General features: G+C 64.1%; 11 protein-coding genes. 6 read left to right on the top strand and 5 right to left on the bottom strand.

What is annotated here, in order from left to right:
- The first annotated feature begins 154 nt into the window (after window positions 1-154).
- On the top strand, window positions 155-1,261 hold the full coding sequence (locus P6U30_RS13265) for a trypsin-like peptidase domain-containing protein (protein ID WP_407169454.1): 1,107 nt from the start codon (window positions 155-157) through the stop codon (window positions 1,259-1,261).
- Between the two features lie 299 nt (window positions 1,262-1,560).
- Window positions 1,561-1,716, top strand: coding sequence for a hypothetical protein (locus tag P6U30_RS13260; protein WP_407151484.1), 156 nt, complete (start codon window positions 1,561-1,563; stop codon window positions 1,714-1,716).
- A 169-nt stretch (window positions 1,717-1,885) separates the two neighbouring features.
- Here the strand turns inward: P6U30_RS13260 and P6U30_RS13255 are convergent, their stop codons facing one another.
- Window positions 1,886-2,815 (bottom strand): aspartyl/asparaginyl beta-hydroxylase domain-containing protein, encoded by a 930-nt coding sequence (locus P6U30_RS13255; protein WP_407169453.1) that lies wholly within the window; start codon window positions 2,813-2,815, stop codon window positions 1,886-1,888.
- Between the two features lie 397 nt (window positions 2,816-3,212).
- Between P6U30_RS13255 and P6U30_RS13250 the strand changes: the two genes are divergently transcribed.
- The 4 genes from P6U30_RS13250 to P6U30_RS13235 are packed head-to-tail and all read left to right on the top strand — an operon-like array spanning window position 3,213 to window position 7,729.
- A complete protein-coding gene (locus P6U30_RS13250) occupies window positions 3,213-4,412 on the top strand; it encodes an ABC transporter substrate-binding protein (protein WP_407169452.1) in 1,200 nt (399 codons plus the stop codon).
- A 10-nt stretch (window positions 4,413-4,422) separates the two neighbouring features.
- A complete protein-coding gene (locus P6U30_RS13245; protein ID WP_407169451.1) occupies window positions 4,423-6,147 on the top strand; it encodes an FAD-dependent oxidoreductase in 1,725 nt (574 codons plus the stop codon).
- The gene (locus P6U30_RS13240) at window positions 6,144-6,908 is read left to right on the top strand and encodes an SDR family NAD(P)-dependent oxidoreductase (RefSeq protein WP_407169450.1); all 765 of its coding nucleotides are present in this window, start codon (window positions 6,144-6,146) and stop codon (window positions 6,906-6,908) included. Before P6U30_RS13245 ends, P6U30_RS13240 begins: the two co-directional genes overlap by 4 nt.
- 26 nt (window positions 6,909-6,934) lie before the next feature.
- Window positions 6,935-7,729, top strand: coding sequence for an IclR family transcriptional regulator (locus P6U30_RS13235; protein WP_407169449.1), 795 nt, complete (start codon window positions 6,935-6,937; stop codon window positions 7,727-7,729).
- A 452-nt stretch (window positions 7,730-8,181) separates the two neighbouring features.
- Here the strand turns inward: P6U30_RS13235 and ahcY are convergent, their stop codons facing one another.
- The 4 genes from ahcY to P6U30_RS13215 form a co-directional block, all read right to left on the bottom strand.
- Window positions 8,182-9,609 carry an adenosylhomocysteinase gene (gene ahcY, locus P6U30_RS13230; RefSeq protein ID WP_407151477.1) on the bottom strand — a complete coding sequence of 476 codons (1,428 nt, stop codon included), beginning with the start codon at window positions 9,607-9,609 and terminating at the stop codon, window positions 8,182-8,184.
- A 199-nt stretch (window positions 9,610-9,808) separates the two neighbouring features.
- Window positions 9,809-11,002 carry a methionine adenosyltransferase gene (metK, locus tag P6U30_RS13225; protein ID WP_407151476.1) on the bottom strand — a complete coding sequence of 398 codons (1,194 nt, stop codon included), beginning with the start codon at window positions 11,000-11,002 and terminating at the stop codon, window positions 9,809-9,811.
- 60 nt (window positions 11,003-11,062) lie between these two features.
- The gene (locus P6U30_RS13220; RefSeq protein WP_407169448.1) at window positions 11,063-12,418 is read right to left on the bottom strand and encodes a hypothetical protein; all 1,356 of its coding nucleotides are present in this window, start codon (window positions 12,416-12,418) and stop codon (window positions 11,063-11,065) included.
- Window positions 12,419-12,937: 519 nt separating this feature from the next.
- Window positions 12,938-14,056 carry a cobalamin-independent methionine synthase II family protein gene (locus P6U30_RS13215; RefSeq protein ID WP_407169447.1) on the bottom strand — a complete coding sequence of 373 codons (1,119 nt, stop codon included), beginning with the start codon at window positions 14,054-14,056 and terminating at the stop codon, window positions 12,938-12,940.
- Between the last annotated feature and the right edge of the window lie 16 nt (window positions 14,057-14,072).

Raw genomic sequence — 14,072 nt, 5'->3', positions numbered from 1 at the left:
TGGTTGATGACAGCGTGATGAAGCCGGCGCCGACGCCCGGATCGGGCGCGTCGGTCCCGCGCCGGCCGTGGCCCCTCCACATTTGCGTGACGGCACCGCGCATGGCCACAAAGTTTTCCAAATTCGAACCTAGGCGGAACGGCGGATGACGAAGATGGTTCGTGCATATTGGCTTTCGCTTGGTCTCGTGGTGCTGGCGCTGTCGGCGATGCATCCGGCCGCGGCGCAGGTGCCGGATTTGCGAACGGGGGGCTCGATCCCGACCTTGGCGCCGCTGGTGCGCCGGATCACGCCGGCGGTCGTCAACATCTCCGTGCATGGCCGGGTCCGCGAGGACAACCCACTCTACCGCGATCCCGTCTTCCGCGAATTCTTCGACGTTCCGAAGCAGATCGAGCACGAGGTCAACGCCGCCGGCTCCGGCGTGATCGTCAATGCCCAGCGCGGCTATGTCCTGACCAACAATCATGTCGTCGAAGGCGCATCGGTCGTTCAGATCACGACCAAGGACAGCCGGCAGTTCGCCGCGAAGGTGATCGGCCGCGATCCGCCGACCGATGTCGCCGTGCTGCAGATTGAAAACCCCGGTGACCTCAAGGCGCTTCCGCTCGGCGACAGCGACGCGCTCGAGGTCGGCGACTTCGTGCTCGCAATCGGCAACCCCTTCGGCCTCGGCCAGACAGTTACCTCGGGACTCGTCAGCGCGCTCGGACGCACCGGCCTTGCCAAGCAAGGTTACGAGGACTTCATCCAGACCGATGCCGCGATCAATCCAGGCAATTCCGGCGGCGCGCTGGTCAGTCTGCGCGGCGAGCTGGTCGGCATCAACTCGGCGATCATCTCGCCCGCGGGCGGCAATGTCGGGATCGGCTTTGCGATTCCCGTCAACATGGCGCGGCGGGTGATGGAGCAGATCATCGCCACCGGGCACGTCGAACGCGGCCGCATCGGCATCGCGCTGCAGGACCTGCGTCCATCCAGCAACAGGGGCCGCAGCGAAGGCGCCGTGATCGCCGAGGTCGCGACGGATTCGCCCGCGGAGCGAGCCGGCCTGCACAAAGGCGACGTCGTCACCATGGCCGATGGCCACCCGATCCGCACCGCGGCGCAGCTCCGCAATCTGGTGGGCCTCGCCCGGATCGGCCAGGATGTTAGGCTCACGCTCGAACGCGATGGCCGCCCCGCCAACATTGTGGTTCGGGTGGCGCCGCCGCTCGCACGCAACGGCACGCTCGCCAACAGAAGTCGCCTCATTCGCTGAGACCGTGCGATTCCATTCCCTGACCTTGCGGCTCGCGAGATCGAGCTCATAGAGCAATGGAGTGGGCCGACCGAGTGTTAGCCAGGGCGCCACGAGCGGTTGTCCAACGCGCGCTTCTGCGCCACCTCCGGACAGACATCAACATACCTTGGTATGATCTCTGTGATTCCTTGTCATGCCCTGTGCCTACGCTCGTACAGTTGAGCGGCGGAGAGAGATTTTTACACTCGCAGTGATTGGGAAGACTGTCACGAGAACTAGGTGTCGCCTGCAGCACCGGTTCGTTGAGGAATCCTCAAATGATCGTCAACATTCAGAAGCTGAATGGCCTTTGGCACCTCATCGTCGGGTCGTGCAAGATCCGAACTCCGTTCCTGGAGACTCAGGACCGGGAGTGGGTCGTCGCGTACGCCCGGCGTGTCTACCCCGGCGCCAGGATTTTCGAGCGCGACTGATTTTGACCGTTAGCGTCACAGCTCGCACTTCGGCGGTTGCGATCTCGCATTTGCGGACTGGCGATATCACCGAAACGGCCGCGCCTGGTCACGAAGCTACACTCCCAGAAGACAAGGCCCCGGAGCACGCTCCGGGGCCTTTGCTTTCAGCGTGGCAGCGGCATCGCGATCACCGCAGTGCCGACACAACGATCAGGCCGAGAATCAGCGCGGTCACCGAATACTTCAGCGTGTAGTACACGCTCCGATTCCAGTCCTTGACCTTGCGGCTGGCGAGGTGGAGCTCATAGAGCTTGCCGAACACCTTGTTCAACGCACCGACGTGCTCGCCGTCGACGTTCTGCGTGGCCGACGCCTTGACGATGTTGTGGCTGACCCAGCGGTTCATCGCGGTCATGAAGCCGAACTTCATCGGGCGCTCGACGTCACAGAACAGGATGATGCGGTTGACGTCGGTCTTGTTCTCGGCGCTGTGGATGAAGGTCTCGTCGAACATGAAGGCCTCGCCGTCGCGCCAGACGCATTCGACGCCGTCGACCAGAATGCGGCACTGGTTCGAGTTGGGCGTCACTAGGCCGAGGTGATAGCGCAGCGAGCCGGCGAAGGGATCGCGGTGCGCACCCAGCTTGCCGCCCGGCGGCAGCATCGCGAACATCGCGCCGTGCACGTTCGGGATCGAATTCAACAGCTCGACCGTCTTCGGGCACAGCGTGCGCGCCGACGGCAGGAAGTCGTCATACCATTTCAGGTAAAAGCGCTTCCAGCCGCTCTTGAAGAAGGAATAGAAGCCCCAGTCGTTGTTCTTCGCTGCGGCGCGGATGAAGCCCTCGTCGAACAGGCGCGTCGCCTCGTCGCGAATCGTTTCCCAATTGTCAGAGAGCTTCTTCAGCTCGGGAAACTGCTCCACCGGAATCACCGGCGTGTTGGGCACCGCGGAGCCCGCATACATCAGCACGTTGTAAGGCGCGAGATAGGTCGAGTGATCGCCGAGCTGGCGCGCGAACCGCAGCCGTTGCTTGCCGCGGAAGTGCACATAGAGCGTGGAAGCCGCCAGCACGTAGAGAAGAACGAGCTGCGGCGCAAAGAGCTGTCTCAACATGATCCGTCTGTGATCGCGGCCCCCGACGCGGTCCGTTCCCCTCGCCCTGTCCCGCAACAGCCGGTCCGGCTGGACGGTGGCCCAGGACAAGCAGAAGCTCAAAGCGCATCGCGTTCGCGAAATCCCCTTGTTTCATAGCGGGTTGGTTCGACGGCAGGTCCGACCCCGGTCCCGGAAGCCCTGCCGAGTTGCCATCCCGGCGCTCTTGTAAGCGTTCGCTCACCAAAAGTGAAGCAGCGCGTCGATCACACCTGCGGACTTTCGACTTCAAATTGCGGAGACGAAGCGATCGATCTACAGCGCGAACCCTGCGAAGAGTTCATCATTGACAAATAAGTTAGACAATTACTAATCAAGATAACACGCCGTCGAACGGCGAAGCTAAAAGGGAGGAACCATGAGATACATTGTGGCAGCCGCCATTCTTGCGGCCCTGACATCGGCCGCTCAGGCCCAGGTCTCCGACGACGTCGTGCGCATTGGGGTGCTGACCGACCTGTCGAGCTGGGGACGCGATAACTCCGGCCCCGGCTCGGTCGAGGCGGCCAAGATGGCGGTGGAGGAATTCGGCCCAACGGTGCTCGGCAAGCCGATCGAGATCATCAGCGCGGACCATCAGATGAAGACCGATGTCGGCGTGCAGATCGTGCGCGGCTGGTTCGATAACGGCAAGGTCGACGCGGTGGTCGATATCCCGAACTCCGGCATCGCGATCGCCGTCCACAACATGGTCCGCGAGCGCAACAAGATCGCGCTGCTGTCCGGTCCCGGCGCGAGCTCGCTGACGGACGAGCTGTGCAGTCCCAACACCGTACACTTCACCTACGACACCTACGCGCTGTCGAAGGTGACAGCTTCCGCGGTGATCCAGCAAGGCGGCAAGTCCTGGTACTTCATCACGGCGGACTACGCCTTCGGCCAGCAGCTCGAGAAGGACGCCACGCGCTTCATCAATGAGATGGGCGGCAAGGTGCTCGGCAGCGTTCGGCATCCGACCAACACCGCCGACTTCTCTTCTTTCGCGCTGCAAGCGCAAAGCTCGAAGGCCGACGTGGTCGCCTTCGCCAATGCCGGCCAGGACACCGACAACGCGATCAAGCAGGCCGGCGAATTCGGTCTCGTGCAGGGCGGTCAGAAGCTGGTCGGTCTCCTGATGTTCGACACCGATATCCACGCGATCGGCTTGAAAGCGGCGCAAGGTACCTACATGACCACGGCGTCTTACTGGAACATGGACGACAAGACACGGGCCTGGTCGAGGAAATTCTACGAACGCACCAAGGTGATGCCGACCATGATCCAGACCGGCGTCTACGGCTCGGTGCTGCATTATCTCAAGGCGATCAAGGCCGCCGGCACCGACGATCCGCAGAAGGTGATGGCCAAGATGCGCGAACTGCCGATCGAGGACACGTTCGTGCACGGCGGCAAGCTGCGCGAGGATGGCCGCGTGATCCGCGACATGTATCTCGCCAAGGTGAAGTCGCCGTCGGAATCCAAGGAGCCGTGGGACTATCTCGATATCGTCAAGACGGTGAAAGGCGAGGATGCGTTCCGTCCGGTGTCCGAGTCGAAGTGCCCGCTGTTGAAGAAATAGGATCGGTCGTATGGCAGACAACGTGCAAGAGACCTACGAATGCGACGCGCTTGTGGTCGGCTCCGGTTGCAGCGGCCTGTCGGCCGCGGTCACCGCAGCCCATCACGGGCTGAAGGTGCTCGTCGTCGAGAAGGAGCCGCGCTTCGGCGGCACCACTGCGCGTTCCGGCGGCTGGCTCTGGATCCCCGGCACGTCCCTGGCGAAAGCCTGGGGCATCGAGGAGAGCCCCGACCAGGCCAGGACCTATCTCAGGCATGAAGCCGGCAACAGCTTCGATGCCGCGCGCGTCGACGCGTTCCTGACCGAAGGGCCGAAGGCGGTCGATTTCTTCACCACCAAGACGGCGGTGCGGTTCGACATGCCGCTGACCTTCCCAGACTATCATGCCGAAGCGCCGGGCGGCGCTCAGGGTGGCCGCTCGATGGTCGCGCGCCCGTTCGACGGGCGTGAGCTCGGCAACCACATCAAGGATCTCGGCAGCCCCCTGCCCGAGCTCACCGTGTTCGGCATGATGCTCGGCTCCGGCAAGGAGATCATCCACTTCATGCGCGCAACCCGCTCGCTGGCCTCGGCGGCCTATGTCGCCAGGCGCCTCTCGAAGCATGCCGGCGACGTGGTGCGCCATGGCCGCGGCATGACCCTCACAAATGGCAATGCGCTCGCCGGCCGGCTGGCCAAATCCGCCTTCGACCTCAACGTCCCACTCTGGCTCAATTCGCCGGTGCGCCAATTGATCGTCGAGAACGGCGCGGTGCGCGGCGCGGTGGTCGAAAGCCAGGGCCGCACGATCCGGATCAATGCGAGGCGCGGCGTGGTGCTCGCCTGCGGCGGCTTTCCGCACGACGTCGCGCGGCGGCAGAAGATGTTTCCGCATGCGCCGACCGGCAAGGAGCATTACTCGCCGGGCCCGACCGGCAACACCGGCGACGGCTTGCGGCTCGCGGAATCCGTCGGCGGCCGGGTCGAGGATTCGCTGCCCAACGCGGCGGCCTGGGTGCCGGTCTCGGTCACCACGCGCAAGGATGGCTCGAAGGGCGTGATGCCGCACTTCATCGACCGCGCCAAGCCCGGCGTAATCGCGGTGATGCGCGACGGCAAGCGCTTCGCCAATGAGGGCAACTCCTACCATGACTTCGTGCAAGAGATGATGAAGGCGGCCAAGCCCGGCGAAGAGATCGCGGCGTACCTCGTCTGCGATCACCAGACCTTGCGCAAATACGGCCTCGGCTGCGTGCCACCGCGCCCGATGCCGCTCGGCCATCATCTCAGGACGGGGTATCTGAAGCGCGGCAATACGCTGGCCGAGCTTGCCGCACAGGCCGGCATCGACGCCCGCGGATTGGAGGCAACCGTTGCCGAATTCAACAAGCTCGCTGCGGAAGGGCGCGATCCCGCCTTCGGCAAGGGCTCGCGCGCCTATAACCGCTATCAGGGCGATGCGCTGCACGGGCCGAACCCCTGCGTGGCGCCGCTCGAACGCGGACCGTTCTATGCGATCAAGATGGTGATCGGCGATCTCGGCACCTATGCCGGAATCGTCACCGACGCTCAGGCGCGCGCGCTCGATGCCGAGGGACGTGTCATCCCCGGGCTCTATGCCGCCGGCAACGACATGGCGAGCATCATGGGCGGCAATTATCCGGGCGCCGGCATCACCCTCGGCCCGGCGCTGACCTTCGGCTACATCGCCGGACGTCACCTTGCGTCGGCCGCGACGGAAAGAAGCGCAGCATGAATGCAGTCGCCCAATTGCTGGCCGGCAAGCGCGCGCTGGTCACCGGTGCAGCCCACGGCAACGGACGCGCCATCGCGCGCGGGCTTGCGGCCCACGGCGCCGACGTGGTGGTGACCGACATCGATCTCGCCGGCGCCGAACAAACCGCGTCCGACATCCGCGGGTCTGACCGCGCCGCCTGGGCCTTTCACCTCGACGTGTCGGATGCCGCGGTCTGTCATGCGCTGGCGCAGAGGGTCGGCCGCGAGATCGGGCCGATCGCGGCGCTGGTCAACAACGCCGGCATCATCATCCGCGAAGGGATCGATTCGCCCAAGGCGCACGACAACTGGCGACGGGTGCTCGACGTCAACCTCACCGGCACCTTCAACGTGACCCACGCCTTCCTGCCGGCGCTGCGCGAGACCCGCGGCGCGATCATCAATCTCGGTTCGATCGCCTCCTTCGTCGGGGTTGCCGACACGCTGGGTTACGCGCCGTCCAAGGGCGGCGTGAAGCTGTTGACGCAGGCGCTGGCGCGCGAACTCGCGGCCGACGGCATCCGCGTCAACGCCATCGCACCCGGCGTGATCGCGACCGCCATGACTGAAGCGACTCGCAGCGACCCCGCCCGGCTTGCAGGATTTCTGGGCCGCACGCCGCTCGGCCGTGTCGGGGAGCCGGAGGAGCTGGTCGGCCCGGTGGTGTTTCTCGCCTCCGAACTCGCGTCGTATGTGAACGGCGTGACCATGCCCGTCGACGGAGGATTTCTGGCCGTATAAGGACGTTGTGGAGAGCTTGCAGGGCCATGACGAAAGAAAGCCGCGGCATACAGTCGATCGAGGTCGGTGGAGAGTTGCTTCGCGCGCTCGCCCGCAGCGGCGAACCGATGATGCTGCGCGATCTTGCGCGCGAAGCCGGCATGCCGCCGGCCAAGGCGCATCCCTATCTGGTGAGCTTCTCCCGCATCGGACTGATCGAGCAGGACGAGACCACGGGCCGCTATGAGATCGGCGCGCTCGCACTCGAGCTCGGCCTGATCAGTCTGCGCCGGCTTTCGGCCGTACGCATCGCGACGCCGCGGATCGCCACCCTCGCCGACAGCATCAATCATGCCGTGTCGCTGTCTGTCTGGGGCACCCACGGGCCGACTGTGGTGCGGCTCGAGGAGCCGAGCCATCCCGTGCACATCGCAATGCGCGTCGGATCGGTGGTGGCCCTGCTCGAGACCGCGACCGGCCGGGCATTCGCCGCCTTCATGCCGCCGAATGCGGTCAGGACGGCGCTCGAAAGCGGTCTTGATCGCCTCGGTGTCGGCTACAATCCGAAGCGCGCGCCAACAAGCGCGAGGACCACGGAGATGCTGGCCGAGGTCCGCAGCCACGGGCTGGCGCGCGCCATTGGCGATCCGTTACCCGGCGTCAACGCCTTCGCAGCTCCGGTGTTCGATCATGCCGGCCACGTCGCACTCGTCATCACGGCGATGGGGCCGGAGGGCACGTTCGACGTCAATTGGGACAGCACGATCGCAGCCGCGCTGCGGAACTGTGCGAGCGATATTTCGAGGCAGTTGGGCCACGGCACGGTGCAGGCGTCGGAGTGACGGCCGCGATCACTGAGTTGCCCAACGGCGCAAGCACCTCACGCAGAAATGGTTCGGCTTTCCGAACTCCAACTCAGTGTATGAATAACCCGTCTCACCCCGCCTGAGCGGCGCTGCGCGATCATCACGAGTGTAGGGTCGAGATGCGATGAACGCCGATTGCGCAACTGACGGGTGCGCATGAGGCGCACGGTGTCGCGAGAACGTGAAGCCATATCCATCTCAGTCGTCATGCCCGCGCAGGCGGGCATCCAGTACGCCGCGGCCTCTCAAATTGAACGAAGGCCTCTGGAATACTGGATCACCCGCATGCGCGGGTGATGACACTGAGGCCCTGGCTGTTTGACAGGCTAATCATACACGTGCATCGCGCACGGCATCGCATTCCCGCGCGGCAAAAAGCCCCGGACGATGCCGGGGCTTTTCACGTGATCGATGGTGACGACCGTGGATCAGTAACGATAATGATCCGACTTGTACGGGCCTTCCGGCTTGACGCCGATGTAGTCGGCCTGGTCCTTGCGCAGTTCGGTCAGCTTGACGCCGATCTTGGCGAGGTGCAGGCGGGCGACCTTCTCGTCCAGCGTCTTCGGCAGCACGTAGACCTTCTTCTCGTACTTGCCGCCCTTGTTGTTGGCGAACAGCTCGATCTGCGCCAGCGTCTGGTTGGTGAACGAGGCCGACATCACGAAGGACGGATGGCCCATCGCGTTGCCGAGGTTCACCAGACGTCCCTCCGACAAGAGGATGATGCGGTGCTTGTCGGGGAATTCGATCTCGTCGACCTGCGGCTTGATGTTGGTCCACTTCAGATTGCGCAAAGACGCGATCTGGATCTCGTTGTCGAAGTGACCGATGTTGCAGACGATGGCGCGATCCTTCATCGCACGCATGTGCTCGATGGTGATGATGTCCTTGTTGCCGGTGGCGGTGACGAAGATGTCGGCACGAGGAGCCGCGTCTTCCATGGTGACGACTTCATAGCCTTCCATCGCCGCCTGCAGCGCGCAGATCGGATCGACCTCGGAAACCATGACGCGGCAGCCGGCCTGGCGCAGCGAGGCGGCCGAGCCTTTGCCGACGTCGCCGAAGCCCGCGACCATCGCGACCTTGCCCGACAGCATCACGTCAGTGCCGCGGCGGATGCCGTCGACCAGCGACTCGCGGCAACCATAGAGATTGTCGAACTTCGACTTGGTGACGCTGTCATTGACGTTGATCGCCGGGAACAAGAGCGTGCCCTTGTTGGCCATCTCGTATAGGCGGTGCACACCGGTCGTGGTCTCTTCCGAGACGCCCTTGATGTTCTTCGCGATCTCGGCAAACCAGCCCTTCGGCTTCTCCTTCAGGAGACGCTTGATCAGCGCGTAGAAGATCTCCTCTTCCTCGGAAGTCGGCTTGTCGAGGAAGGCGGTGTCGCCCTGCTCGGCGCGATAGCCGGCGTGCACCAGCATGGTGGCGTCGCCGCCGTCATCGAGGATCATGTTGGGCGTGCCGCCGCCGTGCCAGTCGAACAGCTTGGCGGTGTAGTCCCAGTATTCTGTCAACGTCTCGCCCTTCACGGCGAACACCGGTATGCCGGCAGCCGCGATCGCGGCCGCGGCGTGATCCTGAGTCGAATAGATGTTGCAGGAGACCCAGCGGATGTCGGCGCCGAGCGCGGCTAGCGTCTCGATCAGGACCGCGGTCTGGATCGTCATATGCAGAGAGCCCGCAATTCGCGCGCCCTTGAGCGGCTGCTTGGGGCCGTACTCCTCGCGGGTCGCGATCAGGCCGGGCATCTCGGTCTCGGCGAGTGAGATCTCCTTGCGGCCGAAATCGGCGAGCGAAATATCCTTGACGATGTAGTCGGTGAAGCCGGGCTTCGTGGGGGCGTTCATGTTGTTTTCCTAGTCGGTGAGTCCAGCGTATCAGTAGCAAAGCGAGCCGAACGCCGTGCGGCGGGGCATTCCCCCTCTCCCGTTCTTACGGGGAGAGGGTCGGGGTGAGGGGCTCCATCCACCGACTGAGTCCGCGGAGAGTCCCCTCGCCCGCCGCTTCGCGGCGACCTCTCCCCGCATGCGGGGAGAGGTAAGAGCGTCAGAGCGCGCGCTTGAGCTGCTCGACGAGATCGGCCTTCTCCCAGGAGAAGCCGCCTTCATTGTCCGGCGTGCGGCCGAAATGGCCGTAGGCCGAGGTGCGGGCGTAGATCGGGCGGTTGAGGTCGAGATGGGTGCGGATGCCGCGCGGCGTCAGATCCATCGCCTGCGCCGCCGCTTTCTCGAGCTGGTCCTCCGGCACCTTACCGGTGCCGTGGGTATCGATGTAGATCGACAGCGGACGCGCAACGCCGATCGCATAGGCGAGCTGCAGCGTGCAGCGGTCGGCGAGACCGGCCGCGACGATGTTCTTGGCGACATAGCGTGCGGCATAGGCCGCCGAACGGTCGACCTTGGTCGGGTCCTTGCCGGAGAATGCGCCGCCGCCGTGCGGGGCCGCGCCACCGTAGGTGTCGACGATGATCTTGCGTCCGGTCAGGCCGGAATCGCCGTCCGGACCGCCGATGAAGAACTTGCCAGTCGGGTTGATGTGCCAGATCGTCTTGCCGTTGATCCACTCCTTCGGCAGCGCCTCGCGGACGTAGGGCTCGACGATGTCGCGGATCTGGTTGGAGGTGAGGTCCTCGACCAGATGCTGGTGCGAGACCACGATCTCGCGCACGCCGACCGGCTTGCCGTTCTCATACTGGACGGTGACCTGGCTCTTGGAGTCCGGGCCCAGCACCTTCTCCTTGCCAGAGTGGCGCGCTTCGGAGATCAGGCGCAGGATCTTGTGGGCGTAGAAGATTGGCGCCGGCATCAGGTCCGGGGTCTCGTTGGTGGCGTAGCCGAACATGATGCCCTGGTCGCCGGCGCCCTCTTCCTGGTTGGAAGGCTGCTTGCCGTCGACGCCCTGCGCGATGTCGGCCGACTGCGGATGCAACAGGATCTCGATGTCGCAGTTCTGCCAGTGGAAGCCTTCCTGCTCGTAGCCGATGTCCTTGATTGCGTCGCGGACGACGCTCTCGATCTGGTCGTTGGTGACCGAGCTAGGGCCGCGGGTCTCGCCGGCGATCACCACCTTGTTGGTGGTCGCGAGCGTCTCGCATGCCGCGCGGATCTGCCAGGGGTCGATGCCCGCCTTGGGCCCCTCGCGATAGAACAGGTCCACGATCTCGTCCGAAATGCGATCGCAAACCTTGTCCGGATGACCTTCCGAGACCGACTCGCTGGTGAACAGATAAGACGCGCGCATCAAGCAAACCCCTTGTTTCGTCGGACGCCGACGTTCGTTGGTGAATATGTCCCCGGAATGTCAGTCTCGTCGTCGCGAGATGACGTAGGATTCGTCGTAAAACCACAGCCCGTTGTGTTTACGGAGAACTTCGCGCGTGGCCTCGAGAGCTCGTCCGTTTTCGGTCGTTTCGGTCAACCGGTCATCTTCGATCTGCGCGACATACACTGCCGCATTCCACGCTGCAAAGGCCGTCGAGGTTCCGATCGAGCCCGTCACCTCGTTGGGCAGCGCTTCCATATCATATCGAAAGATCGAACGGTTATCCGCGTAAGCGTTGAAGTTCAGCTCACGCCCGGCCGACCCAAGCTCATATTTCACCGCGCGCAATATCTCATGACGACTGACGGCGAAAGGATTTTCTCCGGGCCATACGGCCTGAATAATTTCAAGCCCGGGATCGCCGCCATGGGAGTGAATTCCTATCAGCCGCCCGCCGCCGCGCAGCGCCCGGGCCAGCGGCGCGATGATCCGCTTGGCGCGGAAATTCACAGAGGATTTGGCCCGGTAGGGCTGGGAGGCGATCACAAGGTCGAAATTGGCCTCGGTCCGGCCGGCTCGGGGAATGATCGAGTCGAGCAGGAACCGGTGGTCGTCCCGGTACAGCACCAGCGCCACCGGCCGCTCGTAGATCGGCATAGCGGTCCGCGGGCTCACCATGGCCCGCCAGTTTTGCTCGAGAAACGGGCCGAGTTCAGCGATCTGGGCCTCGAATTCGCCCGAGGAGGCCCCGCGCAGGGGGACCTCATGCCAGATCATGCTCGCGGCCGCCGTATTCGACCGCGGTGTCAGCCAGGGCGCCTCCGCGTAGTACATGTTGGTGAAGACGAAGACGCTCGCCGGATGCTCGAACAGGCGATCCGGCACCTTGTCCAGGGTGAGACGGACGTCCTCGAGACTGAGCTCCTTGCCGGCAACGTAGAACGGCATGTGGGGGAAGCGGCCGTGCATCGCCCGCAGCACCCGCGCCAGCACCGTGCCGTCGCCCATCCCCGCGTCGAACACCCGCAGCGCCGGCGGCCGTGGATGGATCGCGGACAATTCCAGCGCGACCCGGTCAGCAATCACCCGCTTCTCGCTGCAAGTATGGACAAACAGCAGATATCGCTGGCGATTCTCGAAGAAGCGGAAATTGCCCCGCGGATCGCGCTTCTCCAGGGGCACCACCAGGCCGCGCGGCGGCACGACGCCGCCCGGCGTGGAGGTGGCAATGAAAGCGTTGATGCGGTCGAGGGTATCGATCGTGATGCGCTTACCCTCACGCAACCGGTGCACCAGCTTGCCGTCGTTGACGGCCCGGCGGCCGAACGTCGTCTCCGCCATGTCGGAACGACGGCAGAAGTCCGTGATCTGGCCGAGGATTTCGTCGTTCTTCATGGAGCCGGGGATGTGGACGGGCAGTTGGGACACTGGTGGGCAGAGCTAAAGGGTGATTGCCTCGTAGCACGTGTTGCCCACCATTTGAACCCCTATCTGCGCGCCGATCAGCAAACATGTGTGAACCGCGCGGCGGCAGCGCCGGGTCCAGTCAGGGTATCGAGGGTAGATCAGGCCCTGCTGCGCCCGCCTCGCCCGAGGTCAGGCGCCGACAGCTCGTTCCGGGCAGGTGCCGGCGGGGGTCCATGCCGAGATCGTCGCCGCGATCACGGGCAGGCAGCTACGGTAGTCGAGCTCCTCGCTCCTCGGCGAGATTGATCTGGCGGGAAGATGATGCTCACTCTCGCCACGTCATTACGAGCCAACGGGTCGCGCGAATGCGCGCCCGATGACAGGTCCGCGAAGCAATCCATGCCTCCGCGGAGGGAAAGAGTGGATTGCTTCGTCGTGGAGCCTGTCATCGGGCCGGCCGAAGGCCGGACCCGTTGGCTCGTCGCAATGACGACAACCGAGGCGGTCTTACTTCCCCCACACCTCGCTCGCGACCTCGACGGCGAGACGCAACTTGGCCCACTGCTCTTCCTCGGAGAGGATGTTGCCTTCCTCGGTCGAGGCAAAGCCGCACTGCGGCGACACCGCGAGCTGCTCGAGCGGAGCGAACTTCGCCGCCTCTTCCAGCCGCCGCTTGATGTCGTCCTTCTTCTCGAGCTCGCCGAACTTCGAGGTGATGACGCCGACCACTACCACCTTGTTGCCCTTGGGAAGGAAGCGCAGCGGCTCGAAGCCGCCGGCGCGGTCGGAATCATATTCGAGGAAATAGCCGTCGTAGTTGGTGCCGGCGAGCAGGGTCTCGGCGACCGGCTCGTAGCCGCCGGACGAAATCCAGGTCGAGCGGAAATTGCCGCGGCAGACATGGGTGGTGATCACCATGTCCGAAGGGCGCTCGGCGATCGCGTAGTTGATGATGCGGGCATAGATCTCCTGTAGGCCGTCGGGATTGTCGCCGCGATCGCGCGACTTCTGCAATTCCTCCTGCGAGCACAGATAGGCCCACACTGTGTCGTCGAATTGCAGGTAGCGACAGCCGGCATCATAGAACGCCCTCACCGCCTTGCGATAGGTCTTGCCGAGATCCTCGTAGAATTCCTCAAGGTCCGGATAGACCTCCCTCGAGATCAGCTTGCGGCCACCACGGAAGTGCAGCACCGCCGGCGACGGGATCGTCATCTTAGGCGTGACATGTGCCTGGTCGGCGTATTTCTTCAGGAACCTGAAGTGATCGAGCATCGGGTGGCGATCGGAGAAGTCGAGCTTGCCGATCACCCTGATGGCGTCGTGCCGGGTCTGCACGCCCGCGAACTGAATGCCCATGTCGGGATGGAACAGCTCGCAGCCGGTCAGGTGGCTGAGGAAATCGAAGTGCCACCAGGAGCGGCGAAACTCGCCATCGGTCGCGAGCTTCAATCCGATCGAGGCCTGCTTGTGCACGACCTTCTCGATCTCCATGTCCTCGATCTTGCGCAGATCGTCGGCCGAGATCTCGCCCTTTTCCAGCCTGGCGCGGGCCTCCTTGATCTTCGGCGGACGCAACAGACTGCCGACCTCGTCGGCGCGGAACGGAGGCTTGGTTCGCTGCATGGTCAACTCCCGGACG

This window comes from Bradyrhizobium sp. ORS 111 (genome assembly GCF_045571485.1).
GTDB lineage: Bacteria > Pseudomonadota > Alphaproteobacteria > Rhizobiales > Xanthobacteraceae > Bradyrhizobium.
Note: the sequence above shows the minus strand (reverse complement) of the source record. Positions and strands in the feature narration are given on the sequence as shown.